Annotated in this window: 22 protein-coding genes; 9 read left to right on the top strand and 13 right to left on the bottom strand. The window is 70.5% G+C overall.

Going from position 1 to position 24086, the window contains the following annotated elements; translation table 11 throughout:
• Window positions 1–64 precede the first annotated feature (64 nt).
• Window positions 65–1915, top strand: coding sequence for an ATP-binding SpoIIE family protein phosphatase (locus IE185_RS18985; RefSeq protein ID WP_138895867.1), 1851 nt, complete (start codon window positions 65–67; stop codon window positions 1913–1915).
• Window positions 1916–2003: 88 nt separating this feature from the next.
• Here the strand turns inward: IE185_RS18985 and IE185_RS18980 are convergent, their stop codons facing one another.
• The gene (locus IE185_RS18980) at window positions 2004–4310 is read right to left on the bottom strand and encodes a transglycosylase domain-containing protein (protein ID WP_189715603.1); all 2307 of its coding nucleotides are present in this window, start codon (window positions 4308–4310) and stop codon (window positions 2004–2006) included.
• 254 nt (window positions 4311–4564) lie between these two features.
• Here IE185_RS18980 and IE185_RS18975 point away from each other — a divergent pair, with 254 nt between their 5' ends.
• The 3 genes from IE185_RS18975 to IE185_RS18965 all read left to right on the top strand — a co-directional run bounded on the left by IE185_RS18975 (window position 4565) and on the right by IE185_RS18965 (window position 6433).
• The gene (locus tag IE185_RS18975) at window positions 4565–5494 is read left to right on the top strand and encodes an SPFH domain-containing protein (protein WP_138895780.1); all 930 of its coding nucleotides are present in this window, start codon (window positions 4565–4567) and stop codon (window positions 5492–5494) included.
• The gene (locus IE185_RS18970) at window positions 5491–5748 is read left to right on the top strand and encodes a type II toxin-antitoxin system antitoxin (RefSeq protein WP_138895779.1); all 258 of its coding nucleotides are present in this window, start codon (window positions 5491–5493) and stop codon (window positions 5746–5748) included. The genes IE185_RS18975 and IE185_RS18970 overlap by 4 nt, the downstream gene beginning before the upstream one ends.
• A 160-nt stretch (window positions 5749–5908) precedes the next feature.
• Window positions 5909–6433, top strand: coding sequence for a PadR family transcriptional regulator (locus IE185_RS18965; protein WP_138895778.1), 525 nt, complete (start codon window positions 5909–5911; stop codon window positions 6431–6433).
• A gap of 108 nt (window positions 6434–6541) precedes the next feature.
• On the opposite strand, the gene IE185_RS18960 is transcribed toward IE185_RS18965, so the two are convergent.
• Window positions 6542–7525: a LysR substrate-binding domain-containing protein gene (locus IE185_RS18960; protein WP_138895782.1), complete on the bottom strand. Its 984-nt coding sequence runs from the start codon at window positions 7523–7525 to the stop codon at window positions 6542–6544.
• A gap of 141 nt (window positions 7526–7666) precedes the next feature.
• On the opposite strand from IE185_RS18960, the gene IE185_RS18955 reads away from it, so the two are divergent.
• The gene (locus IE185_RS18955; RefSeq protein ID WP_093799289.1) at window positions 7667–8221 is read left to right on the top strand and encodes a peroxiredoxin; all 555 of its coding nucleotides are present in this window, start codon (window positions 7667–7669) and stop codon (window positions 8219–8221) included.
• Window positions 8222–8226: 5 nt separating this feature from the next.
• Window positions 8227–8760 carry an alkyl hydroperoxide reductase gene (locus IE185_RS18950; RefSeq protein ID WP_138895777.1) on the top strand — a complete coding sequence of 178 codons (534 nt, stop codon included), beginning with the start codon at window positions 8227–8229 and terminating at the stop codon, window positions 8758–8760.
• Window positions 8761–8822: 62 nt separating this feature from the next.
• Here IE185_RS18950 and IE185_RS18945 read toward each other — a convergent pair whose 3' ends face one another.
• The 5 genes from IE185_RS18945 to IE185_RS18925 all read right to left on the bottom strand — a co-directional run bounded on the left by IE185_RS18945 (window position 8823) and on the right by IE185_RS18925 (window position 14606).
• Window positions 8823–9557, bottom strand: coding sequence for a hypothetical protein (locus IE185_RS18945; RefSeq protein WP_138895776.1), 735 nt, complete (start codon window positions 9555–9557; stop codon window positions 8823–8825).
• Window positions 9554–10924, bottom strand: coding sequence for an AI-2E family transporter (locus IE185_RS18940; RefSeq protein WP_138895775.1), 1371 nt, complete (start codon window positions 10922–10924; stop codon window positions 9554–9556). The genes IE185_RS18945 and IE185_RS18940 overlap by 4 nt, the downstream gene beginning before the upstream one ends.
• Window positions 10925–11052: 128 nt before the next feature.
• The gene (locus IE185_RS18935; RefSeq protein ID WP_138895774.1) at window positions 11053–11799 is read right to left on the bottom strand and encodes an aggregation-promoting factor C-terminal-like domain-containing protein; all 747 of its coding nucleotides are present in this window, start codon (window positions 11797–11799) and stop codon (window positions 11053–11055) included.
• A gap of 417 nt (window positions 11800–12216) precedes the next feature.
• On the bottom strand, window positions 12217–13539 hold the full coding sequence (gene phoH2, locus IE185_RS18930) for an RNA 5'-3' helicase PhoH2 (protein ID WP_138895773.1): 1323 nt from the start codon (window positions 13537–13539) through the stop codon (window positions 12217–12219).
• A 305-nt stretch (window positions 13540–13844) separates the two neighbouring features.
• Window positions 13845–14606: an isoprenyl transferase gene (locus IE185_RS18925; RefSeq protein ID WP_138895772.1), complete on the bottom strand. Its 762-nt coding sequence runs from the start codon at window positions 14604–14606 to the stop codon at window positions 13845–13847.
• 169 nt (window positions 14607–14775) lie between these two features.
• Between IE185_RS18925 and mgrA the strand changes: the two genes are divergently transcribed.
• Window positions 14776–15813 carry an L-glyceraldehyde 3-phosphate reductase gene (gene mgrA, locus IE185_RS18920; protein ID WP_138895771.1) on the top strand — a complete coding sequence of 346 codons (1038 nt, stop codon included), beginning with the start codon at window positions 14776–14778 and terminating at the stop codon, window positions 15811–15813.
• A 359-nt stretch (window positions 15814–16172) separates the two neighbouring features.
• On the opposite strand, the gene IE185_RS18915 is transcribed toward mgrA, so the two are convergent.
• From IE185_RS18915 to IE185_RS18905, 3 genes are all read right to left on the bottom strand, one after another.
• A complete protein-coding gene (locus IE185_RS18915; protein ID WP_138910037.1) occupies window positions 16173–16568 on the bottom strand; it encodes a winged helix-turn-helix transcriptional regulator in 396 nt (131 codons plus the stop codon).
• 172 nt (window positions 16569–16740) lie between these two features.
• The gene (locus tag IE185_RS18910) at window positions 16741–17859 is read right to left on the bottom strand and encodes a baeRF3 domain-containing protein (protein ID WP_138899300.1); all 1119 of its coding nucleotides are present in this window, start codon (window positions 17857–17859) and stop codon (window positions 16741–16743) included.
• A 213-nt stretch (window positions 17860–18072) separates the two neighbouring features.
• On the bottom strand, window positions 18073–18879 hold the full coding sequence (locus IE185_RS18905; RefSeq protein WP_138899299.1) for a prepilin peptidase: 807 nt from the start codon (window positions 18877–18879) through the stop codon (window positions 18073–18075).
• Window positions 18880–19038: 159 nt separating this feature from the next.
• Between IE185_RS18905 and IE185_RS18900 the strand changes: the two genes are divergently transcribed.
• Window positions 19039–19554: a DUF192 domain-containing protein gene (locus tag IE185_RS18900; protein WP_189715601.1), complete on the top strand. Its 516-nt coding sequence runs from the start codon at window positions 19039–19041 to the stop codon at window positions 19552–19554.
• Window positions 19555–19644: 90 nt separating this feature from the next.
• Here the strand turns inward: IE185_RS18900 and IE185_RS18895 are convergent, their stop codons facing one another.
• The 3 genes from IE185_RS18895 to IE185_RS18885 all read right to left on the bottom strand — a co-directional run bounded on the left by IE185_RS18895 (window position 19645) and on the right by IE185_RS18885 (window position 22566).
• Window positions 19645–20019 (bottom strand): immunity protein CdiI family protein, encoded by a 375-nt coding sequence (locus tag IE185_RS18895; RefSeq protein ID WP_138899081.1) that lies wholly within the window; start codon window positions 20017–20019, stop codon window positions 19645–19647.
• A gap of 176 nt (window positions 20020–20195) precedes the next feature.
• On the bottom strand, window positions 20196–21896 hold the full coding sequence (locus IE185_RS18890; protein WP_138899082.1) for a polymorphic toxin-type HINT domain-containing protein: 1701 nt from the start codon (window positions 21894–21896) through the stop codon (window positions 20196–20198).
• Window positions 21897–21969: 73 nt separating this feature from the next.
• Window positions 21970–22566, bottom strand: a complete 597-nt coding sequence (locus IE185_RS18885; protein WP_189715599.1) for a hypothetical protein — start codon at window positions 22564–22566, stop codon at window positions 21970–21972.
• A gap of 444 nt (window positions 22567–23010) precedes the next feature.
• Between IE185_RS18885 and IE185_RS18880 the strand changes: the two genes are divergently transcribed.
• Window positions 23011–24000: a type IV toxin-antitoxin system AbiEi family antitoxin domain-containing protein gene (locus IE185_RS18880; protein WP_229843593.1), complete on the top strand. Its 990-nt coding sequence runs from the start codon at window positions 23011–23013 to the stop codon at window positions 23998–24000.
• Window positions 24001–24086: the final 86 nt, after the last annotated feature.

Here is a 24086-nt window from a genome sequence, read left to right as displayed (position 1 = left end):
CGGGTATATCGCCACACAAAGCGATTGCATCGCACAAGCTCCCCGGACGGACGGAACCCCACGCGTGACGGAGCACCAGTCCACCTCGCACGAAGGCCGGCAGCCCCTGGTCGCCAGGCCGCACGAGCGCACCCGGCCGCGGCAGGAGGAGGTTCCGCCGTCGGTGCCGAGCCCCATGCCCGCTCCCGTGCCGGCCGCGGGTGACGGGACCCCGGAGCCGGCCGCGACGGCCAGGAGCGAGGGCGACCGGCTGCGGTTCGTCGGCGCGGCGACGCGGCGGATCGCTCGTGGGATCGACCTCGACGAGATCGTGCTCGGCCTGTGCCGGGCGTCCGTGCCGACCTTCACCGACGCGATCCTGGTCTATCTGCGCGACCCGCTGCCGGTCGGCGACGAGCGCCCCGCCGTACCGTTCATGCTGCGCCTGCGCCGCACCGACCGGCTGCGTTTAGCGGACGAGGGGGCCGAGGAGATCGACCTCCAGGTCGAGCCGCTGCCCGCGCCGCAGCTGTGCGAGGTGCGCAGCGGCGGCGCGCTGGCCGAGGTGCTCAGGGGCGTACGTCCGGTGTTCGGCGACACGTCGTCCGCGCGGGTGGCCCTGTCCGAGCTGCTCGGCGAGGCCATGAGCCTGCCGTCCGGGCGCCGGGCGATCCTCGCGCCGCTGCGCGGCCGGCGCCGCGTGATCGGCGCGGCCGTGTTCCTGCGCCGGCCGGAGCGTCCCGCGTTCGAGGCGAACGACCTGCTGGTCGCCGCCCAGCTCGCCACGCACACGGCCCTCGGCATCGACAAGGCCGTGCTGTACGGGCGCGAGGCGTACATCGCCGACGAGCTCCAGCGCACCATGCTGCCCGACTCACTGCCGCAGCCGACCGGCGTCAAGTTGGCCTCCCGCTACCTGCCGGCCGCCGAGACGGCGCGCGTCGGCGGTGACTGGTACGACGCGATCCCGCTGCCGGGCAGCCGCGTCGCGCTGGTCGTCGGCGACGTCATGGGCCACTCCATGACCTCGGCCGCGATCATGGGCCAGCTGCGGACGACGGCGCAGACCCTGGCCGGCCTCGACCTGCCGCCGCAGGAGGTGCTGCACCACCTCGACGAGCAGGCGCAGCGGCTCGGCCAGGACCGCATGGCGACCTGCCTGTACGCGGTGTACGACCCGGTCGCGCACCGGATCACCATCGCCAACGCGGGCCATCCGCCGCCCATCCTGCTCCACCTCGGCGGTCGCGCCGAGGTGCTGCGGGTGCCGCCGGGCGCGCCCATCGGGGTCGGCGGGGTCGACTTCGAGGCCGTCGAGCTGGACGCCCCGGCGGGCGCCACGCTGCTGCTCTACACCGACGGGCTCGTCGAGTCCCGGCTGCGGGACGTGTGGACGGGCATAGAGCAGCTGCGCGAACGTCTCGCGGCCACGGCGCAGTTGACGGGACCGGATCACTCCCCGCCCCTTGAGGCCCTGTGCGACGACGTACTCGACATGCTCGGGCCCGGTGACCGGGACGACGACATCGCGCTGCTCGCGGCCCGCTTCGACGGCATCGCGCCCAGCGACGTCGCGTACTGGTTCCTGGAGCCGGAGGAGCAGGCGCCCGGCCGGGCCCGCAGGCTGGCGCGGCGCGCGCTGGCGCGCTGGGACCTGGAGGAGCTGAGCGACTCGGTGGAACTGCTGGTCAGCGAGGTGGTGACGAACGCGGTGCGGTACGCCGAGCGGCCCGTGACCCTGCGGCTGCTGCGCACGGACGTACTGCGCTGCGAGGTCGGCGACGACGCCCCGCAGCTGCCGAGACAGCGGCGGGCGCGGGACACGGACGAGGGCGGGCGCGGCCTGTTCCTGGTGAACCGGCTGGCGAGACGGTGGGGCGCCACGCGCCTGTCGTCCGGCAAGGTGGTCTGGTTCGAGCTGGCGACGCGCCCGTAGCTTCCGCAGGCACCTTCAGCCGGTCTGTACGCACCGCGGCGGGCACCCTCTCCGAGGGGGTGCCCGCCGCGGTCGTGTGCCGTACCGGTCAGGGGCGGGGCGGCCCGAGGTCGCTGTCGAGGCCGCCGTCCGCACCCCCGTCCGCGCCGCCGTCGGCCCCTCCGTCGGCTCCCCCGTCGGCGCCGCCGTCCGCTCCGCCGTCGGAGCCCTCGGTGTCACCGCCGGGGTCCGGCGGGCCGATCGTGATCGGCGGCGGGGACGACGAAGGCGTCGTGGGCGGCGTCGTCGGCGGGGTGGTGGACGGCGTCGTCGGCGGCGTGCTCGGCGTCGTCGGGGTCTTGCTCGGGGTGGTCGGGGTCTTGCTCGGCGTGGGGGTCGGGTCCGGGGTGTCGCTCGGCGGGGGCACGTAGGCGTCGTCCGGGTCGATCTCCAGGTCGAAGTCGGCGTCGGAGCCGCCGCCGAGGGCGCCGAGGGTGTAGTCCGACCAGATCATGGCGGGGAAGCCGCCGCCGCTGGCGCGGCCGGCGTTGGCCGTACCGGTGAGGGAGACCTGCCTGCCGCCGTCCGGGGACTCACCGAACAGGGCCACGGCGGTGGACAGTTCGGGGGTGTAGCCCACGAACCAGGCGGACCGGTTCTTCTCCGACGTGCCGGTCTTGCCGGCCGCGTTGTAGTTCGGGTTGCTCGCCCGGGTGCCCGTACCGCTCTTGACCACTCCGGTGAGCACCTTGGTCACGCTGTCCGCCGTCGAGCGGTCGATGACCTGCTCCTCGGTCGGCTCGGGCAGGTCGACCCGGCCGCCCTCGCGGTCCTTGTGCTCGGCCGACTTCACGATGCTCGGCGTGACCTTCTTGCCGTGGTTGTCGAGCGTGGCGTAGACGCTCGCCATGTCCATCGTGCTGGCGCCCATGACACCGAGCGACATGGCGGGACGCTCGTCGAAGCCGCCCTTGTCCTCCATGCCCATGTCGAGCGCGGTCTCCTTCACGCGCGGCGCGCCGACGTCCACGAGCATCTGCGCGAAGACGGAGTTGACCGAGTTCTGCATGGCCTGCTGGACCGAGATGGGGCCGAAGCTCCTGCCCAGGTCGTTCTGCGGGGCGAAGGGGGTGGTGCTGCCCTTCACGGGGCGCTTGCTGGTGCCGTCGTAGATGGTGCTGGGGGTGATCGGCTTGCCGTCCTGCGTCTTGGAGTTGTTCTCCAGGGCGGCGGCGAGGACGACGGGCTTGAACGTCGAGGCGGGCTGGTAGTCGGAGCGGGTGGCGTTCGATGTCCAGTGCTTCGTGGCGTCCTGGCCGCCGTACATCGCGACCACCTTGCCGGTCTTCGGGTCGACCGAGGTCGCGCCGGCCTGGAGCGTCGCGTCGACCTTGTTCTTCTTGCGGTCGAGCTTGGACTCCAGCTGCCGCTCGACCGCCTTCTCCAGGGCCTTCTGGCGCTTCTTGTCGATGTTGAGCGTGATCGTCCAGCCGCCCGCGTCGAAGTCGGCCTCGCTGACACCCTGCTTCCTCAGCTCGGCCTTCGCGGCGTCGACCATGTAACCGGTCTGGCCCTCCATGCCGGCGGCGCCCTTGGGAGCCCTCGGCTTCTTGAACGTCATGCCGTCGCGTTCGGCCTGGTCCAGCTCGTTCATCTCGATCATGTTGTCGAGTACGTAGTTCCAGCGCTCCGTGACCAGCTTCTTGCTGGTGTCGCTGGCCACTGCCCAGTCGTACTGACTCGGCGCCTGGAGGAGTGCCGCGAGGTACGCGCCCTGCTCGACGCTCAGCTTCTCGGCGTCGACGCGGTAGTACGCCTGGGCCGCGGCCTGGATGCCGTACGCGCCGCGTCCGAAGTAGCTGGTGTTCAGATACCCGGCCAGGATGTCCTGCTTCTTGTACTTCCGGTCCACCTTGATGGAGATCACAAGCTCCCTGAGCTTGCGGGTGACCGTCTGGTCCTGGGTCAGGTAGTAGTTCTTGACGTACTGCTGGGTGATCGTCGAGCCACCCTGCTTGCCCTTGCCCGTGACGGTGTTGAGCAGACCGCGGGCGGTGCCCTTGAAGTCGACGCCTGAGTCCTTGTAGAAGTTCTGGTTCTCGGCGGCGACGAAGGCGGTCTGGACGTCCTTGGGGATCTTGGCGAGCGGAAGGATCTCACGGTTGACGTGGCCGGACCGGGCCATGATCGTGCCGTCGCTGTACCTGTAGACGTTGCTCTGCAGCTTCGCCTCGGCGTTGGCGGCCGGCACCGGGACCCATATGTACAGGGCCACGAAGACGCCCATCATGAGCAGGCAGAGCCCGAAGAAGGTGCCCAGCACCTTCTTCCACGTGAAGAAGCGGCGTATGCCTCCTGCCTTCTTCGCCCGGCGCGCACCGCGCTTCCGGTCCTTTCGCGCTTCTGCTCGGCCCATTACTCCGTAACTCCGCTCATCGAGCCCCCGGATGTCAGCTCAGAAAGCTAACACCGCACCTGCGGACAAAGGACTGCTGATCCGGTTTTTTCCGTACGTGACAATCAGCACCCGTCTCTCTGGAACCGACTCACGAGAGGGCTCCAGGGTTGCCAGAGGGCTCGCACGGGTTTACGGACGCCGAAAAAGTGATATCACTTTGCTAGAGCGGTCGAACCACGATCGCACCGCACGAAACCGGGGGACCCATGTCCATGACCAGCACATCCGCACCGGCCGACCTGCCCGAGATGCCCTCTCCACGCGTACGCGAAAGGGCCGCCCACAGCATCGGGGGCGGCCTGGCGCTGCTGCTGGGACTGCTGGGACTGCTCGCGGGGGCGGGCCTCGTCGCCACCGGCGCCACCATGGCGACGACCGGCCCGAAGGTCGCACTGATCGTCACGGGGGTCGTGGTCGCCTTCGCCGCGTTCCTCGCGATGTGCGGTCTCAACATGGTGGCGCCGGGTGAGGCCCGCGTCGTCCAGCTCTTCGGGCGCTACCGCGGCACCATCCGCACCGACGGGCTGCGCTGGGTCAACCCGCTCACCACCCGCTCGAAGATCTCGACCCGGATCAGGAATCACGAGACGGCGATCCTCAAGGTCAACGACGCGTACGGCAACCCGATCGAGCTGGCGGCGGTCGTGGTCTGGAAGGTCGAGGACACGGCGCAGGCGACGTTCGAGGTCGACGACTTCCTGGAGTTCGTCTCCACCCAGACGGAGGCCGCCGTGCGCCACATCGCGATCGAGTACCCGTACGACGCCCACGACGAGGAGGGCCTGTCGCTGCGCGGCAACGCCGAGGAGATCACCGAGAAGCTCGCGGTCGAGCTGCACGCGCGGGTCGAGGCGGCCGGCGTCCACATCATCGAGTCCCGCTTCACCCACCTCGCGTACGCGCCGGAGATCGCCTCGGCGATGCTTCAGCGGCAGCAGGCAGGGGCGGTCGTCGCGGCGCGCAAGCTGATCGTCGAGGGCGCGGTGGGGATGGTCGAGATGGCCCTCAACCGGATCACCGAGCAGGACATCGTCGAGATGGACTCCGAGCGCCGGGCGGCGATGGTGAGCAACCTGATGGTGGTGCTGTGCGGCGACCGGGCCGCGCAGCCGGTGCTCAACACCGGCACGCTCTACCAGTGACGGACGAGGCCCCGCAGCGGAAGCGGCCGCCGCAGCAGCGCAAGCAGGTGCTGCTGCGGCTGGATCCGGCGGTGTACGACGCGCTGGCCCGGTGGGCGTCGGACGAGCTGCGCAGCGCGAACGCGCAGATCGAGTTCGTACTGCGCCGGGCACTGTCGGAGTCCGGCCGGCTCCCGGGCGGCGCCGGTCCGATCGCCCGGCGCGGACGCCCCCCCAAGGCGCCGCCCGGTCCCCCGGAGCCCGGGGAGGAGTAGGGCGTATGCGGCGGGCCGGTACCCGCCTGGGCGGCGGCCCGCCGCATACGCTCACGCGGTCCCGCGCTCCTGGCCTTCGAAGCCGACCGGTCGCACGCAACGCGGTCCCCCACCGGCCGGCTATGCACCGCATGTATACCTCTTGTATACTGTGCGCCACATGTCAATCGGCCACACCCTCCTCGGGCTGCTGGAATCCGGCCCCCGCCACGGCTACGACCTCAAGCGCGCCTTCGACGACAGGTTCGGCCACGACCGCCCCCTCCACTACGGCCAGGTCTACGCGACCATGTCCCGCCTCCTGAAGAACGGCCTCGTCGAAGTCGACAGCGTGGAATCCGGCGGCGGCCCCGAGCGCAAGCGGTACGCCATCACCGAAGCCGGCGTCACCGACGTCGAGCAGTGGCTCGCGCGACCGGAGAAGCCCGAGCCGTACCTCCAGTCGACGCTCTACACGAAGGTCGTCCTCGCGCTCCTGACCGGGCGCAGCGCCACCGGCCTCCTCGACGCGCAGCGCGCCGAGCACATGCGCCTGATGCGCGCCCTCACCGAGCGCAAGCGCCGGGGCGATCTCGCCGACCAGCTCCTGTGCGAACACGCCCTCTTCCACCTGGAAGCCGACGTGCGCTGGCTGGAACTCGCCGCCGGGCGCCTCGACAGGCTCGCCTCGGAGGTACGCGCATGACGGCCGCCGGTCGCCACGCCGGCCAAGCCGACGCCGCCCCGCTGCCGGGCCGGGATCGTCACGCCGCGCTCCGGGAGCATCCCGTACGACGGGCGTGACCCCGGCCGCTCACCTGCCGCCCGCCACCACCCGCACGGGCAACCGCCGCATCGCCTCCCGCAGCGCCTGCGCGAACGTCTCGAACTCGCTCTGACGCGCCGCCCCCGTCCGCATCGCCAGCGCCACGCGACGCGACGGCGCCGGGTCGGCGAAGTACCCCGTCACCAGCCGGTCGTTGCGTTCCGTCTCCACCGTCACCGCCGTGCGCGGCAGCAGCGTCACACCGAGCCCGCCCGCCACCAGCTGCACCAGCGTGGACAGGCCCGCCGCCGTCGTCGTGACCGGCGCACCCTCCGTACGGCCCGCCTCCCGGCAGATGTCGAGGGCCTGGTCCCGCAGGCAGTGCCCCTCGTCGAGCAGCAGCAGATGCAGCTCTTTGAGCGCGTCGCGCGGGATGTCCTCCCGGCCGCCGAGCCAGTGATCCCGCGGCGTCACCAGGACGAAGTCCTCGTCGAACAGGGGCAGTTCGGCCACCCCCGGCACCCCCAGCGGCACCGCGAGCAGCAGCAGGTCGAGCCGTCCCACCGCCAGCCCCTCCAGCAGCGACGACGTCTGCTCCTCGTGCACCTGGAGATCCAGTTCCGGATACCGCTCGTGCACGAGCGTGAGCACCGTCGGCAGCAGGTACGGCGCCACGGTCGGGATCACCCCGATCCTGAGCACCCCGGTGAAGGGCGCCCGTACCGCCTCCGCCTCCTCCATCAGCTCGCCCACCGCGTCCAGCACGGCCCGCGCCCGCACCGCGAGCCGCTCCCCCGCCGGAGACAGCAGCACCTTGCGCGTCGTACGCTCGACGAGTTGCACCCCCAGCGCGTCCTCCAGCGCGGAGACCGCCCCCGACAGAGCCGGCTGGCTCATGCCGATCGCGGCGGCCGCGTCCCTGAAGTGCAGGTACTCCGCCACGGCGGCGAACGCGCGCAGCTGCGACAGACTGGGCTGCTTGCCCCTGGTGCCGCCGACGCCGACGACGGGGCTGACGCCGTTCCCCTTCACACTGGCCACTGATAACCACCTCCGATCGGATCAAGCCAGTCTAGCTATTTCTGCGATCAATGCTTCCTGTGTCACTGTGGGGATCCGTCCAACCCCCAGGAAACCCCTGAATCGGGATTTCCCTCTCTGCAAGGAGCGCGCGTGCTCACTGTTGGTGACCAGTTCCCCACGTACGACCTCACCGCCTGTGTCTCCCTCGAGGCCGGCAAGGAGTTCGAGCAGATCAACCACAAGTCCTACGAGGGCAAGTGGCGCGTCGTCTTCGCGTGGCCCAAGGACTTCACCTTCGTCTGCCCCACCGAGATCGCCGCCTTCGGCAAGCTGAACGACGAGTTCGCCGACCGCGACGCGCAGGTCCTCGGCTTCTCCGGTGACTCCGAGTTCGTGCACCACGCCTGGCGCAAGGACCACCCGGACCTGACCGACCTGCCGTTCCCGATGCTGGCCGACTCGAAGCACGAGCTCATGCGTGACCTCGGCATCGAGGGCGAGGACGGCTTCGCGCAGCGCGCCGTCTTCATCGTCGACCCGAACAACGAGATCCAGTTCACGATGGTGACCGCCGGTTCCGTGGGCCGTAACCCCAAGGAGGTCCTCCGGGTCCTCGACGCGCTCCAGACGGACGAGCTGTGCCCGTGCAACTGGACCAAGGGCGAGAACACCCTCGACCCCGTCGCCCTGCTGTCGGGTGAGTGACTGACATGGCACTCGACGAACTGAAGTCCGCCGTACCGGACTACGCCAAGGACCTGCGCCTGAACCTCGGCTCGGTCATCGGCAACAGCGACCTCCCGCAGCAGCAGCTGTGGGGCACCGTCCTGGCCTGTGCGATCGCCTCGCGCTCGCCCAGGGTGCTGCGTGAGCTGGAGCCGGAGGCGAAGGCCAACCTCAAGCCCGAGGCGTACCAGGCCGCCAAGTCCGCCGCCGCGATCATGGCGATGAACAACGTCTTCTACCGCACGCGCCACCTGCTCTCCGACCCGGAGTACGGGACGCTGCGCGCCGGTCTGCGGATGAACGTCATCGGCAACCCGGGCGTCGAGAAGGTCGACTTCGAGCTGTGGTCGCTCGCGGTCTCCGCGATCAACGGCTGCGGCCAGTGCCTCGACTCGCACGAGCAGGTCCTGCGCAAGGCGGGCGTCGAGCGCGAGACCATCCAGGAAGCGGTCAAGATCGCATCGGTGATCCAGGCCGTCGGCGTCACCATCGACTCCGAAGCCCTCATGGCCGAGTAGCAGGCAGTACGCAGACAAGGGGCCCCGCGGACATCGCGTCCGCGGGGCCCCTCGCGCGTGCGTCAGGACGTGCCCTTGAAGACGGACATGAGCTCCCGCATGTCCTCCACCATGAGCGGCGGCATCGCCGACAGGTCGGGAGTGATGTCCTCCATGTCCGCCCCCTGCTCCTCGTAGTAGTCCTCGTCGTAACCGACCTCGGCGCCGACCTCCAGGGAGAGCACCGCTCCGCCGTCCAGGACCCGCAGCCGCGGGTCCTCGTCCTCGCCCATGCCGGTCAGGAACGCCTTCTCACCGAGGGCGGGCACCTCCTCGGGCCGGGGCGGCAGCCCGTCCAACCAGCTGGGCTGGTTGACCAGCGCCTCGAACTCGGGCTCCGGGTCGGTCTTCTTGTGCGTCTCCAGGACGACCTCGACTTTGTACTGCACCGAGACCCCCGGTGGCTGCTTCGCCGTCGATTCGAAGTGGTAGCCGCACATGATCTTGTCCAGGGCGCTGTGCTCGTCGACCATCTCCGCCGGATCCTCTGCCCGCTTTCCGAGGTCCGCCGACAGGGCGCTCAGCTTCACCTTCGCGCACAGGCCCTCGGCCACCCGGTAGCCGCGCGTGTCGACGCCGGCGCCCGGTCCGTACGCGTACAGCCCGCCCGCCCACACCGCCGAGGCCGTCACCGCGCCGCCCACGGCCCACAGCCACGGCCTGCGCCCGCGCGGCGAGGGCGAGCGGTCCTCGCTCGTCGCGGTCTCGGACTGCGGCCACGCCGCGGAGTCGCCCACCATTTCCGGCTCGGAGATCACTCCTGTACCGCCACCGTCTCACCCTGGGCCGCGGCCGGTTGCGGCACCACCTCGGGCCCCGGCTCGGGAGCCGCGCGCAGAGCGGTCTCCATGCTGTACGCCCGCAGGTAGCCGACCACCGTATTGGTCACCGCCACCAGCGGCACCGCGACCACCGCGCCGCCGATGCCGGCGACGAGGCCGCCCGCCGCGACCGCGAGGACGACGGCCAGCGGGTGCACCCGCACCGCGCGGCCGAGGATGAACGGCTGGAGCACATGGCCCTCGATCTGCTGGACGGCCAGCACGACGGCCAGCACCATCAGCGCCGTGAACACCCCCTGCGTCACCAGCGCCACGACGACCGCCAGCGCGCCCGACATGACCGCGCCGACGAGCGGGATGAAGGCGAACAGGAAGATGAAGACGGCGAGCGGCACGGCCATCGGTACGTCGAGGAACCAGATGCCGAGGCCGATGAAGATCGCGTCGATCAGCGCGACGATCACTGTGCCCCGCACGTACGCGGTGAGCGTGCGCCAGGCGCGCGGCCCCGCGCCCGCGACGCCGGGCCGGGCCTGCGCGGGCACCAGCCGCAGCGTCCACTGCCAGATGCGCTTCCCGTCGTACAGCAGGAAGAGCGTCGAGAACATCGCGAGCAGAATCCCGGTGAGGAACTCGACCATCACCGTGACGCCCTGCAGGCCCGCCGAGGTGATCTCCTCGGTGTTGGTGCCGACCGCGTCGCTCAGGTTCTTCGCGACGTCGTTGATCTGGTCCTCGGTGACATGGAACGGGCTGTTGAGCAGCCAGCGCTTGAGCTCCTCGATGCCGTCCTTGAGGCGGTCGGAGAGGTTGTCGAGGTTCTCCATGACCTGCCACACCACGAACCAGCCGACCAGCCCCATGACGACGAAGCCGAGGACCGCGGTGACGGCAGTGGCGAGCCCGCGCGGCAGCCCGACCCGCCGCAGACGGGCGACGGTGGGCTGGAGCATCGCGGTGACGAGCAGGGCCGCGACGAAGGCGAGGACCACCAGCTGTACGGCGCTGATGACCTTCATCAGGACCCAGAGCGTGCCCGCCAGGACGAGCAACCGCCAGCCGGCCTCGGCCGCGACGCGCATCCCCCACGGAACGGCGTCGACGGGCTCGGGTCGCGCGGCCACGGCGGGAGCGTAGGAGGGCGGTGCGGGGACGTGGTCGATGCCGCCGCCGTCGGCGCCCGGTCCGTACGACGCCACGCCCCGGACGCCCACTCCGTCGGCGGACTCCGCCTCGGCCGCGGCACGGCGCTCGTTCAGCAGCTCTCCCATGCGGGTGAGTTTCGCGCCCGTACGGCTGAGCCATCCCGGCCCCGGCTGCGGCCCCGGCTGCTGTGTAGACATGTCGCTCTCTCTTCTCCCCGTCGCACTCTCGCTCCCCCCGGGGAGACACCCTCCCCCGACGGTACACGCGCGGAGCCCCTCACCGTAGGACGGTGAGGGGCTCCGCGAAGTCGAACGACCGCTGGGACCTAGTACCAGTTGTTGGCCTGCCAGAACGACCACGCGCCGCAGGGGCTGCCGTAGCGCTCGTCCATGTAGTTCAGACCCCACTTGATCTGGGTGGCCGGGTTGGTCTGCCAGTCGGCGCCCGCGGACGACATCTTGGAGCCGGGCAGCGCCTGCACGAGGCCGTAGGCACCGGACGAAGGGTTCTGTGCCTGGTAGTTCCACGTGGACTCGTGGTTCACGATGTTGCTGAAGCACTGGAACTGGTCGCCGGGGACCATCTGCCGCGCCATGGCCTGGACCTCGGCGACGGTGTACGAGCCCTTGGCGGCGAAGCTGGAGGCGTCACGCGTGGCGGAGCGGCTGGCCGTGGCCTGCTTCTCCTCCTCGCGCTCCTTCGCCTCGGCTTCGGCCTTCGCCTTCGCCTTCGCCTTGGCCTCGGCGGCGGCCTCGGCCTTCGCCTCGGCGGCCTCCTTCTTGGACTTGGCGTCCTTGGCGGCCTGGAGACGGGCCGATTCCTCCGCGGACTTCTTCGCGGTCACGTCGGCGGCGTAGGCCTGCGCGTCGGCCTGCTGCGTCAGGGACGCGGTCTGCACCTGGGCCTGCTGGCCGGCAGGGATGTCTGCGAGGAGCGTCGTGTCGGCTGCGGTCGCCTCGAAGTTGTCGTTCGAGGGCTGAGTGTCGCCCGAGGCGACGCCCACAACGGCGCCGACAGTGGTGACCGCGGTAGCCGAAGCCACGGCGAATCCCCGGACCGAAATCCGGCTCACACGGTTTCCTTCCAGCAGTGCCCGCTCGGGTGACCTCGCGGACGCAATCGTGCCCCTGGCACTGGCCTCCCCCTAACGCTAGGTCACGGGAGGCGCGGACCCGGTGGGCAACTCCTTTGCGGGAGCGCCGCGTGGTAACTCGGGCGGCATACGGCGACGGCTGTTGAGTTGTGTGGTGCTGCATCCCTGAAGATGCGGGTGTGCCGTATGCGGGGCCTGACGGAAGCAAGACTCTGCCCGAAGCAGACGCCACGAAGCAATTCTTCGTTGCGTGGGAAAGCTCACACGCCGTCTACACCAGAAGTTTTACGGAAGCATGAGCGCAGCAGGACGCCGCCCGGCTAGGATTCTGCGTCCTGCCGGACGGCGCCAACTCCCTTGTCCCCTTATGGGATCAGATGGGAGACCGCTATGGGGTCAGAGGTGCACGTCCTCCAGCATTTCGGTCACCAGCGCGGCGATCTGCGACCGCTCCGAGCGGGTGAGGGTGACATGGGCGAAGAGCGGATGGCCCTTCAACTTCTCGACGACGGCGACCACACCGTCGTACCGGCCGACCCGCAGGTTGTCGCGCTGCGCGACGTCATGGGTCAGCACCACACGCGAATTCGCCCCGATCCGGGACAGAACGGTCAATAGGACGTTCCGTTCCAGCGACTGGGCCTCGTCCACGATCACGAACGCGTCGTGCAGCGAGCGGCCCCGGATGTGCGTGAGCGGCAGTACTTCGAGCATGCCGCGCCCCAGCACTTCCTCGATCACCTCGCGGCCCGCCACGGCCGACAGCGTGTCGAAGACCGCCTGCGCCCAGGGGCTCATCTTCTCGGACTCGGACCCCGGCAGGTAGCCGAGCTCCTGGCCGCCGACCGCGTACAGCGGCCGGAAGACCATCACCTTCTTGTGCTGCCGGCGCTCCAGCACGGCCTCCAGACCCGCGCAGAGCGCCAGCGCCGACTTGCCGGTGCCGGCCCGGCCGCCCATCGAGACGATCCCGACGTCCGGGTCCAGGAGCAGGTCCAGCGCTATCCGCTGCTCGGCGCTGCGCCCGTGGATGCCGAAGGCCTCCCGGTCGCCGCGTACGAGCCTGATCGTCCCCTCGGCGGTGACCCGGCCCAGCGCCTTGCCGCGCTCGGACTGGATCACCAGGCCCGTATGTACGGGAAGGTCGGCGGCGGCCGGTTCGTACACCGTCTCCTCGGTGAAGAGCAGATCCACCTGCTCGGCCGTGAGCGACAGTTCCGCCATCCCGGTCCAGCCGGAGTCGGTGATGGCGAGCTCGGCGCGGTACTCCTCGGCGAGCAGGCCGACCGAGGACGCCTTGATCCTCAGCGGCAGGTCTTTCGACACGACAGTGACGTCGAACCCTTCGGCCTGGAGGCTGCGCGCCACCGCCAGGATCCTTGAGTCGTTGTCCCCCAATCGATAGCCGGCCGGAAGCACGCCGGGATCGGAGTGGTTGAGCTCGACACGTACCGTTCCGCCCAGGTCGCCCACGGGAATGGGGGCATCGAGACGTCCGTACCGCACGCGGCAGTCGTCGAGCAGGCGCAGGGCCTGCCGGGCGAAGTAGCCGAGTTCCGGATGGTGCCTCTTGGCCTCCAACTCCGTGACCACGACGATCGGGAGCACGACCTCGTGCTCGTCGAACCGGGTCATGGCGTTCGGGTCGGCCAGCAGGACGCTGGTGTCGAGAACGTAAGTGCGCCTGTCGGGCATGCGGCGCTTTGTACTGGTCACCACGGAAGGACGTACCCCCTCGGCTGAGGTCGGGTGCGACGGCGTCGCGAGCGGTGGAACCGGACTCGGCCACGATGCGCGGGCCGAACTCCGGCCCTCCGCTTCGTCCACACTCAGCGCGTGGTCGTCCTGGTGCAACGGGCCTCCCGGGCGAGCGGACTTGCCGCTCACTGAGATACGGCGTCCGTGGACCGGACGTCGACCTGGAAGGGGTATTCCCTCGAACACCCGCTGCCATGCCATGGCATATGACACGTCGTGAGGCGGAACTTCTCCCGGCCCGTCAGCGGCCCCGAGAGCGGCCCCCGTCAGGACCCGTAACGCCGGTGGCGGGCCGCGTAGTCGCGCAGGGCACGCAGGAAGTCGACCTTGCGGAAGGCGGGCCAGAAGACTTCGCAGAAGTAGTACTCCGAGTGGGCGCTCTGCCAGAGCATGAAGCCCGAGAGCCGCTGCTCGCCACTCGTACGGATCACCAGGTCCGGGTCGGGCTGGCCGCGCGTGTAGAGGTGCTCCGAGATGCGCTCGACGTCGACGATCTCGGCGACCTCCTCCAGGGAGGTGCCCTTCTGCGCGTGCTCCAGCAGGAGCGAACGCACGGCGTCGGCGATCTCCTGGCGGCCGCCGTAGCCCACGGCGACGTTGACGAGTATCCCCTCGTTGCCGACCGTGGCCTGCTCGGCCTCCTTGAGCACCGCCTGCGTACGGGCGGGCAGGACGTCCAGCGTCCCGACGTGGTGCACCCGCCAGCGGCCGTCGGCGGCGAGGTCGCGGACCGCGCCCTCGATGATGCCGAGCAGCGGCGTCAGCTCCGCCTCCGCGCGGTCCAGGTTCTCGGTGGAGAGCATCCAGAGCGTGACGACCTCGACGTCGGTCTCGGCACACCAGCCGAGGAGCTCCTGGATCTTGCTCGCACCCGCCTTGTGGCCCTGCTCGGTGGTGCCGCCGGAAGCCTTGGCCCAGCGCCGGTTGCCGTCGAGGATCACGCCGATGTGCTTGGGCACCTGGTCGTGATCGAGGCGGCCTTCCACCCGGCGTGCGTAGAGCCTGTACACCAGGTCGCGCAGGTTCACTGGGTCTCACCTCGTGGCGTCGTGCGGGTTCGGTACGTCCCTGGGACCAATACGCGGCACGCGCGGCTCCCCCAGCCGGACACGTGCGGTCCCGAAGCGGCCACACTACTGCGCGGGCGTCTCGGCGGCCCAACCCGGTCGGTCACAAGTCCGTGATAAGGAGAGGAATGTGACTGATTCCCCTTCGTACCTCGCCGCCGGTGACCGTTACGACTCCATGGAGTACCGGCGCACCGGCCGCAGCGGGCTCAAGCTGCCCGCCGTCTCGCTCGGCCTCTGGCACAACTTCGGCGACGACCGCCCGCTGGACACCCAGCGCGCGATCCTGCGCCGCGCGTTCGACCTCGGCGTGACGCACTTCGACCTGGCCAACAACTACGGCCCGCCGGCCGGCTCCGCCGAGCTGAACTTCGGAAAGATCTTCGCGCAGGACTTCGCGCCGTACCGCGACGAGCTGATCATCTCCACGAAGGCCGGCTACCTGATGCACCCCGGCCCGTACGGCGAGTGGGGGTCCCGCAAGTACCTGCTGTCCTCGCTCGACGCCTCGCTCGCCCGGATGGGCGTGGAGTACGTCGACATCTTCTACTCGCACCGCTTCGACCCGGAGACCCCGCTCGAGGAGACGATGGGAGCGCTGGCCACCGCGGTGCGCCAGGGCAAGGCGCTGTACGCCGGCGTCTCGTCGTACAGCGCCGAGCAGACGGCCCAGGCAGCCGGGCTGCTGCGGGACATGGGCGTACCGGCGCTGATCCATCAGCCGTCGTACTCGATGATCAACCGCTGGACGGAGGACGACGGCCTGCTGGACACGCTGGAGGAGGCCGGCATGGGGTGCATCTCCTTCGTGCCGCTGGCCCAGGGCCTGCTCACCGGCAAGTACCTGAACGGCATCCCGGAGGGCTCGCGTGCCACGCAGGGCAAGTCGCTCGACCCCGGCCTGCTGTCCGACGAGGTCGTACGCCGCCTCAACGGCCTGAACGACATCGCGCGGCGGCGCGGCCAGTCGCTGGCCCAGCTGGCGCTGTCCTGGGTGCTGCGCGACCCGCGGATGACGTCGGCGCTGATCGGCGCGTCGAGCGTGAAGCAGCTGGAGGAGAACGTGGCGGCGCTGGGCGGGCCCGCGCTGTCCGACGAGGAGCTGAAGGAGATCGACACCTTCGCGATCGACACGGCCGGAACGAACATCTGGGCCGGGCGGGGCTGAGGGGTCGGGGGCCTGGCTCGGGGCCTGGCTTGAGGCCTGCACAAGGGCCGGGGTTGGCTCGGGGGCCGGGCTCGGCCTGGCTTGAGGGCCGGGCTCGGGGGCCTGGCTCGGGTGTGACGGCACAAAAAACGGGCCGGTCCGTGGGGGGGATACGGACCGGCCCGAGGGGGGGTTTCCACCATAACCCTTCGTAAAGGGTGCTGGCGCCCACGCCGCTCCGAAAGTCGTCCGTGATTTTTCCAAGGGTCCTGCATGCACCCCCTGAGCCCAGTCGGCACTAGGGAAAATACGCTTCTGCGGACCGCCCCCGGTCCCCCCGAAGAGCTAACCCGGCGAGGGGACCGGACTTGACGCTCCGCTTACGCGACGTCGCGCTGCTTGGCCGCCAGGATCTGATCCATGTACTGATGGGCCCAGGCGCCGAGCGGGCCGAGAGCGGTGTTGAGTGCCTCCCCCATCTCGGTGAGCGAGTACTCGACGCGCGGCGGGACCTCCCGGTACACCTCGCGGTGGACGATGCCGTCCGCCTCCAGCTCCCGCAGGTGCTGAATCAGCATCTTCTCGCTGACACCGGGCACCTGGCGCTTGAGCTGCCCGAAGCGGAGGGTGCCCCCGTCGTGCAGCGCCCAGAGGATCAGGGCCTTCCACTTGCCGCCGACCACGTCCATCGCGGCGTCGAGACCGCAGACGTAAGGCCCGGTGTCCTTGCTCACTGCCAACTCCTCTGGTCCGTACCGGCTGTCGCCAAGGGGCATCGACTGTACGGGAGCGGCTGTCGGCGCAGCCGGGTCGTGGTCGGCCCCGTGGGCCGGCCCGGCACGTCGTCAGGCCGCCGTGGGGTGAGGGCTGGGGTGATGGGGGCAGGGGAAGCCGCGCGGGGCCGGGGTGTTCCCCGGCCCCGCGCGGCTGTCTCTGCCCGCCGAAGGGTCAGTAGCGGAGTGCCGCCGCGATGCCGTGCGCGTCCGCCAGGGACTCGTCCGGTACGAAGATGACCTCGCCGTCCGCCGACAGCACCGTTTCCACCACCGAGTCGATGATGTCGTCCTCCATACCCGGCGAGCTCTCCTCCCCCGGCGCCTGGAGGGTGAGCGTCGCCCGTTCGGCGCCCTCCACCGTCTCCGGCCGGGCGGTCACCCGCAGCCCCTCCTCGACGACGAGCAGCGCCACGCGCCCCTCCCACGCCGCCTGCCACACGTCCTGCACGCCCGCCGAGTACCGCTTGCCGCTGCGCGCCTCGTCGAGGCCGCGCATCGCCCGGGCCGTGTCGGCCTCGGCGAGGGCCTGGCGGACCGGCGCCAGCTGGGCGGACATCTCCGCGGGCGTGGTGTTCAGCAGTCCGCCCGACTCCAGCTCGGCGGCGAGCGCCTGACCGTGGTGGCTGACCTCGCGGTACGCCGCGACCTGCTGCGGCAGCCCGACCAGGACGACCGGCAGCCGGTTTCCCTGGAGCACGGCGGTGAGCTTCCGGTCCGCCTTTGCGAGCATGTTGCGGAAGTCCTGGCTCGCCCACTGGCCGCCGTCACGGCTGGGCGCTCCGTCGCGCTCGGCGCCCGAGGTGATGACCGGGTAGCCCGAGTCGACGTCCTCGGTCACCTCCTCGCCGCGTCCGCGCCACAGCCGCACCTCGCCCGTACTGAGCACGAGGACCAGGTACTCCCGCTCGCGCGCGGCCAGGGCGACCAGGTTGCGGGTGAGGTACGTCGTGTTGATGACGATGCGCTCGGGCACGGACCCGCCCACGAGGAAGCTCCGGTGCTCCTCGGGCGAGGCGTAGACGACGAGCCCGTCACCGAAGTACTCCGGGTCGAGCGCGTCCGCCGCGGCGGCGAGTTGCTGCGACACGGCGGACGCCGTGGCCTTCGACACCTCGGGGTCCTCACCGAGGCGCTTCTCGGCCTCGGTGAGGAGGTTGCGCAGGCGGATGTGGTCCTGCTGACTCTCCGGCCAGTGCCGGTGTGTGGGCAGCGTGACCGACACCGCCGGATACGGGCGGGGCTTGCGCAGTTCGGCGAGCAGTTCCGGGGTGGGGCGGGTCGGCTGCGTCATTCGTGCACTCCTGGCTGCGACTGCGGCTGTGGATCGCGGGCAGGCGGCTTGCTGTGGCGCCTGCCCGTGCGTGCTTGCGTGGCTGCTTAGGTGTATGCGGGTGTGCGTGCTTGCCTGTGTACGTACGTGCGTTCACTGCGAGCATTGCCTGCATTGCGCGCGTTACACACGTCTCATGGCAACTTCTCACGATTGCGTGGTCGGCGCGCGCGCTCAGACGGCTGAAGTGGCGAGTGCGCCCAGCACCAGCCCCGCCAGAGTCCCCGCGATCATGAAGGGGCCGAACGGGATCGCGGTCCTGCGCCCGGCGCGTCGCAGGACGACGAGCCCGAAGCCGTACGCCGCGCCGAACAGGAAGCCTGCGAAAGCCCCGGCGAAGAACACCGGCCATCCGTACCAACCCAGCGCGGTCCCCAGGGCGACGGCCAGTTTCACGTCGCCGAAGCCCATGCCGTTGGGGTTGATGAGGAAGAGGAGGAAGTAACCGCCGCCGAGGGCGACGCCGCCGAGCAGGGCGGTCGGCCACGACCCGCCGTCCCCGGGCAGCAGCTCGGCCAGGCCGAGCAGGGCGGCGGTCGCGCCGGCGAGCGGCAGGGTCAGTACGTCGGGCAGCCGGTGGACGCGCCGGTCCACGACCGCCAGAAGCACCCCGAACGGCGCAAGCAGCAGCCACACCCCCAGCTCGGGCCGCACCCCGGTCGCGGCGGCGAGCAGCACGCACACGACGGCGGTGACGGCAGCCGGGCGCACGGTGGGCGCGTACGGCGCCGGGGCGGACCGGTGGTGCGATGCGCCGTCCGGAGTACGTACCGACGCGGTCACCCCCACCACCGCCGCGCACCGCGCGCAGCGCGCCGTGCCGAGCCAGCCGCGCGCCGGCCCGGCGAACGGATGCCCGGCCGGGCACGCCGCACGCCACGCCTCCTCCGGCTCGACGGCGAGCCGGTAGGCGGCGCGGGGCACGAGCAGTCCGGTGGCGGCGCCCCAGAGGGCGGCAGCCGCGATCAGCGTGACGTACACGTGAGGGAGCCTAGGCGGGGGCGGGGGCGGGGGCATGGGTCCGTGGGCCTATGGAGGGCCCAGGGGGAGCCCACCGAGGGGGCCGGGGGGTGGGTGGGAACGCCGATGGGGTGGGGGACACCGATGGGGGTGGGGCTGGGGCAGGGCTACCGTCGAGGGATGGGGCGATGGGTGGACGAAACCGGCACGTTGACGGTGGAGGTCGGTCGGGGTGGTGAGGGTGGCGCGGCTGGTCGGGTGGGCGGAGGTGGTGAGGCGGCTCGGGGCCGCGCGCCGTTGGCCGTACCGGTCGAGATCGCGGCGTCCAGGCGAGCCCGTACACGAGGGCTGCTGGGGCGGGACGGAATCACGGGCACGATGCTGCTGACCCCGGCGAGCAGCGTGCACACGTTCGGGATGCGCTTCGCGCTGGATGTGGCGTACCTGGACCGTGACTTCCGGGTCGTCGCGGTACGGAGGATGCCCCCGGGCCGCCTGGGCCTGCCCCGCCTCCGGGCACGCCACGTGCTGGAGGCGGAGGCGGGGGCGCTGGAGAAGTGGGGCGTGCGGCGGGGCGTGCGGGTCGGGGTACGCGTGGCGGCACGTGGGCAGGCGGGCGTGGCGGCACGTGGGCAGGCGCGTGTGGGGGACGCGGGTGAGGTCCGCGGGGACGACGGGGACGGCGGGGAGCCGTGACGGGTGACGCCGGGCCGCTCTCGCTTCCCGGGCGCGCCCGCAGTCCGTCACGGCGTTCACCCGAGCGGACGCCTTCCCCGCACGCCCCTGCTACTCCGGCCCGTACGGCACGTCCTCCGAGAGCCTCGGGTCGTAGTACGTGACCCGCCAGGCCGCCCCCAGTTGCCGCGCCAGCTCGCGCGCGAGCGTCGCGCCACGTTCGGCGAACGCCGCCTCGTCCTGCGGGGTCGGGAAGCCGGACGTCACGGGGTCGTCGCGGTTCAGTGTCGCGTCGTACGCGTCCCCCCAGCGCTCCAGGTCCTCCGCGAGGCCCTGATCCACCGGCAGGTCACCGGGTGCGACGTTGTCGCTGATGCCGTCGCTGCCGCGCACCCACACCGGGTGACAGTCGTAGTCGGCCGCCAGCCGCACCTGACGTACGACCTCCGGTCCTGATGCTCGTGCTGATTCGGTCGCTGCTCGCACTTCCGCACTCATACCCGTCGCCCATTCGTCCGACCCGCCGGCCCGTTGACCTGTTGCCCCGTCGACCGTTGACCTGTCGACCGTCGACCCGTCGACCCGTCGACCCGTCGACCCGTCGACCGTTGACCCGTCGACCCGTCGACCCGTCGACCCGTCGACCGTTGACCCGTCGACCGTCAGCCCGCGCTCTTCGGGTTGGCGCCGACGACGAATCCGTTGTTCCCCACCGTCACCGCCACCCTTCGCTTCTGTCCCTTGAACTCGACCTCGTAGATCGGCCGACCGTCCCCCTTGCCCTGCGTACCGACCTTCTTCCCCTTGGTGGCAGCCTGCATCACGAGATCGGGAATGTCCTCCCGGGCGATTCCGCTCCGCTCGAAATCATCGGCGTGCTCTTCGAGGATGTGCTTGAGGCCGGCCCGCGAGTTGCCCTCCTCCAGGAACACGATCTTCCCATCGGCGTTGCGCTCGGCCCTGATGACCTTCTCCGGGTCGAACTTGACGCCCGTCTCCTTCATCTCGTCGAGGAGTTCCTTGTCCACGCAGTCGTTGTTGTGGACGAGGGCGTTCCGGCTCCCGACACCGACGTAGTACGTGTGGATCCCGGCGACGGTGAGGTCGTGCGTCGTCTGCCGGCGGGTGTGGTGCGCGACCGTCGTGACGGGCAGGGCACTGCCGTCGGAGGCACGCAGACTCGCCCCGGGCCTGATGTCGCCGGCGTCGGCCCAACGGTGTGCACCGGCGCCGGTCAGCCAGAACGGGTGCGTGTCCGTGGCCGTGACGGACCGGAGCCCCGCGGGGGTCCGGACGGTCAGACGGGTGAAGTGCTTGTCGTCGTACGTCGTGATGGTGTGCGTGACCCGGCGGCTGGTCGTCACCCCGCTGACGGGATCGGTCACGGTGACGCGGTCGCCGACGCGCACGGTCTCGATGGGCGCGCGGGAGCCGTCGGCGAGGAGCACCGGGGTGCCGGGCAGGAAGCTGTGGGCGCCGGCACACGTGATGGGCTTCTTGTCGGGCTGGTCGGGTTTTGGTTCATCGGGTTTCGCTTGGTCGGGTTTCTTCTCGTCGAGCTTCCGTTGGGCGTCGGCGAGTTTGTCCTGGGCCTCCTTGACGCGCTTGCGGTTCTTCACCATGCCGGTGAGGCCGTCGTACAGATCGTCGCCGTGCTTCTTCAGCTTCCGGATGAGCTCGGCGGCCTTCTTCCACTTCCACGGCGCCCCGTACTTCGCCGCCAGCTTGCCGACGGCTCCGCCGATCAGGCTGGTCAGGACGTTGATGAGGGTGTCCGTGCACGCCCCGGCGTCGCCCTTGGTGACACAGTCGACGGCGTCGGTGATGCCGAGCTCCTCGGCGAGGATCTTGCCGAGTTCCTTTGCGGCTTGTTCGGCTTGTTCGGCTTTCTCGGCGTCGCTCTGCTCGGCGTTCTTGGCGTCCTGGAGCTCTTTGAGGGCCTTCTCGTACGCGATCTGCTCGGGGGACTTTGTTGCGTCGCCGTCGCCGTCGGCGTCGGCGTCGGCGTCGGCGTCGGCGTCGGCGTCGGCGTCGGCGTCCGTGGCGTTGTCCCCGTCGCTGTCGCCCGCTCCGTCGGTGTCCCCGTCGCCGGAACCCTGGCCGTCGCGGTCTCCCGCCTGTGGATCGCCGCCCTCGCAGTCGCCGGCCCCCGTGACCCGGCACACCGCCGCACCCACCTGCTGGGCGATCGTCTGCCCGAGGCCGGTGGCGACGAGCGCACCGACGATGGCGGCGACGACCAGCACCAGAGCCGCGTACTCCAGCGTCGTCTGCCCCGACTGCGCCTTGCGCAGCCCCAACAAGCGCGCCTCGGTGCGTGGTTGGCGACGTCGCCTGCGGGGTCGGCCGAAGTGGGGTGCCATGCCCGCGACCGTACGGAACGGGTGGTTGACGAGCATGGGCCCACGGGCCCAACCCGGGCTCAAATACCGGGCGTCAAGGGAGTTTGGCCGCCTGGGCCGTGGCGATCAGGGCGGGGATCTCGGGTGTCTTCCCGTCGATGTAGTTGGCGGCGTAAAGGATGACGACCGTCGACCCGGTCTGTACGAGCTGGAAGACGAGCGGCACGTCGGGGCCATCGAAAGCCCCGGTCACTTGGTAGGCCAGGGCCTCCTGCCCGGCCTTGGGCGCGGGCAGCGGCTTGACCTCGGTGTAGGTGGAGGGACCGTCGCCGCCGCCTGTGGTCCTGAAGCCGTCGGCGCATGCGCGGATTGCTTTGCTGACGCCCTGGAGGACTTGAGCGGCTCTGCCCTTGGGGTACGAGGTGAGGATCTCGGTGACGACCGTCTGGTCGTCCCTGTTCTCTTCCTTCTTGCTCATGAGCGTGCGGTGTACGGCGGCGGAGGGGGCCGGCTCGGGGGCACCGTTGATGACGGCGGCGAGCGGCTGGCACTCGGGCTGCTCGGCGCGCTCGGTGCCTGTTGCGTGGGAGCCCTGCGTCGGTGTGGGCATCGGCAGCGGCATCGGCGTGACGGAGAAGTCGGGTACGTCGCGGCTCGTGAGGGCGACCTTCTTCAACTCGCCCTCGGTCAAGGTGACTCCGGTGCTGATGACGGGCTTGTTGGTGGGGGTGGGGGTGGGGGTGGGGGAGGTGGAGGTGGAGGTGGTGGAGGTGGTCGAGGCAGGGGCGGGTGTGGATGTGCGTGGATTCGCTCGGCTGCCCTTGCCGTCACTGCTGGCGGGTTCACCACCGCACGCGGTGGTGAGACACAGAACTGCCGCTGCTGCGGCGGCGGCAGCCGTTCGACGTGCCGAAGGGATTGAACGTACCGAACGTGCCTTCACGCCTCACCGCTCCTGTGCGTATGACCGCTGACCAACGAGTACGGGTACGGGTACGAGTACGGGTACGACTACTGATCGCACGGTAACAACGACCGGGGCGCCCTGGCCTGGGCCCACGGACCCAATTGGCGCCGCAGCGTGACTTATCCACAGGGGTCGCGGACCTGGGAGGTGCCTGGGACGCTCGACGACATGACACGCACAACCGGGGAGATGGCCGCACTGACCGCGCTGGCGCACCGCCAGGGCGGCGTGCTGCTGACACGCCAAGCCGTACGGCTGGGGTGGTCACCGTCCCGCATTCGCCGCGCGCTGAGAGGGCAGGGGTGGACGCAGGTGCGTCGGGGATGCTGGACGGAGCCGGCAGTGGTGGTGGACCGGATGGTGTGGTTACGGGCGATTCTGCTGGCGCACCCACGATGGGCCGCTAGCCACCGGACTGCCGCGTGGCTGCACGAGATCGAGTTGCCGTGGACGACGGCGAACGATCAGGCGGGTGGCCGACTGGAGTTCACGGCCCCTGCGGAGAAGTCGGCCGTGCCGCTGCCCCATGCGCGCGTGCACCGGTCGTTGTTGCCCGAGGAATCCACGACGTACGTCTCGGACGTCCGCGTCACGAAGGTCACTCGCACGCTCGCGGACCTGCTGCGGTCGAGCCCCAGGGAGGAGGCGCTGGTCGCTGTCGAGTCCGCGGTGTCCATCCGCCCGTCGGCGGCCGACCCGCAGGCGAACCGCCCCGCGTTCACGCACCTCGGCGCGGTGGCCGCCGCCTTGGAGGCAGGCCCACAGCGGGGCGTGCGCAGAGGACGTGCGTTGCTCGCGCTGGCGGACCGCAGGAGCGGTTCGCCCGCCGAGACCGTCGCCCGCCTGCACATGCACGACGCGGGGTTGCACCCTGAGCTTCAGGCGCAGGTGAGGCCGCTGGGTGGGAGACGCCGATCGGTCGACTTCCTGTTCCGGGCTGAGGGCGTGGCAGTGGAGATCGAGGGTTACGCGTACCACGGCGACCGAGCGGCCCACGATCGAGACGTACGCCGCTACAACGAACTCATCCTGTGCCGACTCATCCGCCGGTCTCTGCGGTTCACGGCGATGGACGTCTACCTGCGCCCGGACACGATGATCGAGCACATCCGCCACGCGCTGACACTGGCGAGGAGCGGGGACGAACTTGCCGGGTGAACGGCGGGTTGCTTCTGGGGGGGGTGGGTGGGGGCGTACCACTGGTTGTTCGGCGGGGTGGTTCTCGGGCCGTCCCTGGCGCTTCA

It is taken from the genome of Streptomyces chryseus (assembly GCF_014650755.1).
In the GTDB taxonomy this organism is placed as follows: Bacteria; Actinomycetota; Actinomycetes; order Streptomycetales; family Streptomycetaceae; genus Streptomyces; species Streptomyces chryseus.
Note: the sequence above shows the minus strand (reverse complement) of the source record. Positions and strands in the feature narration are given on the sequence as shown.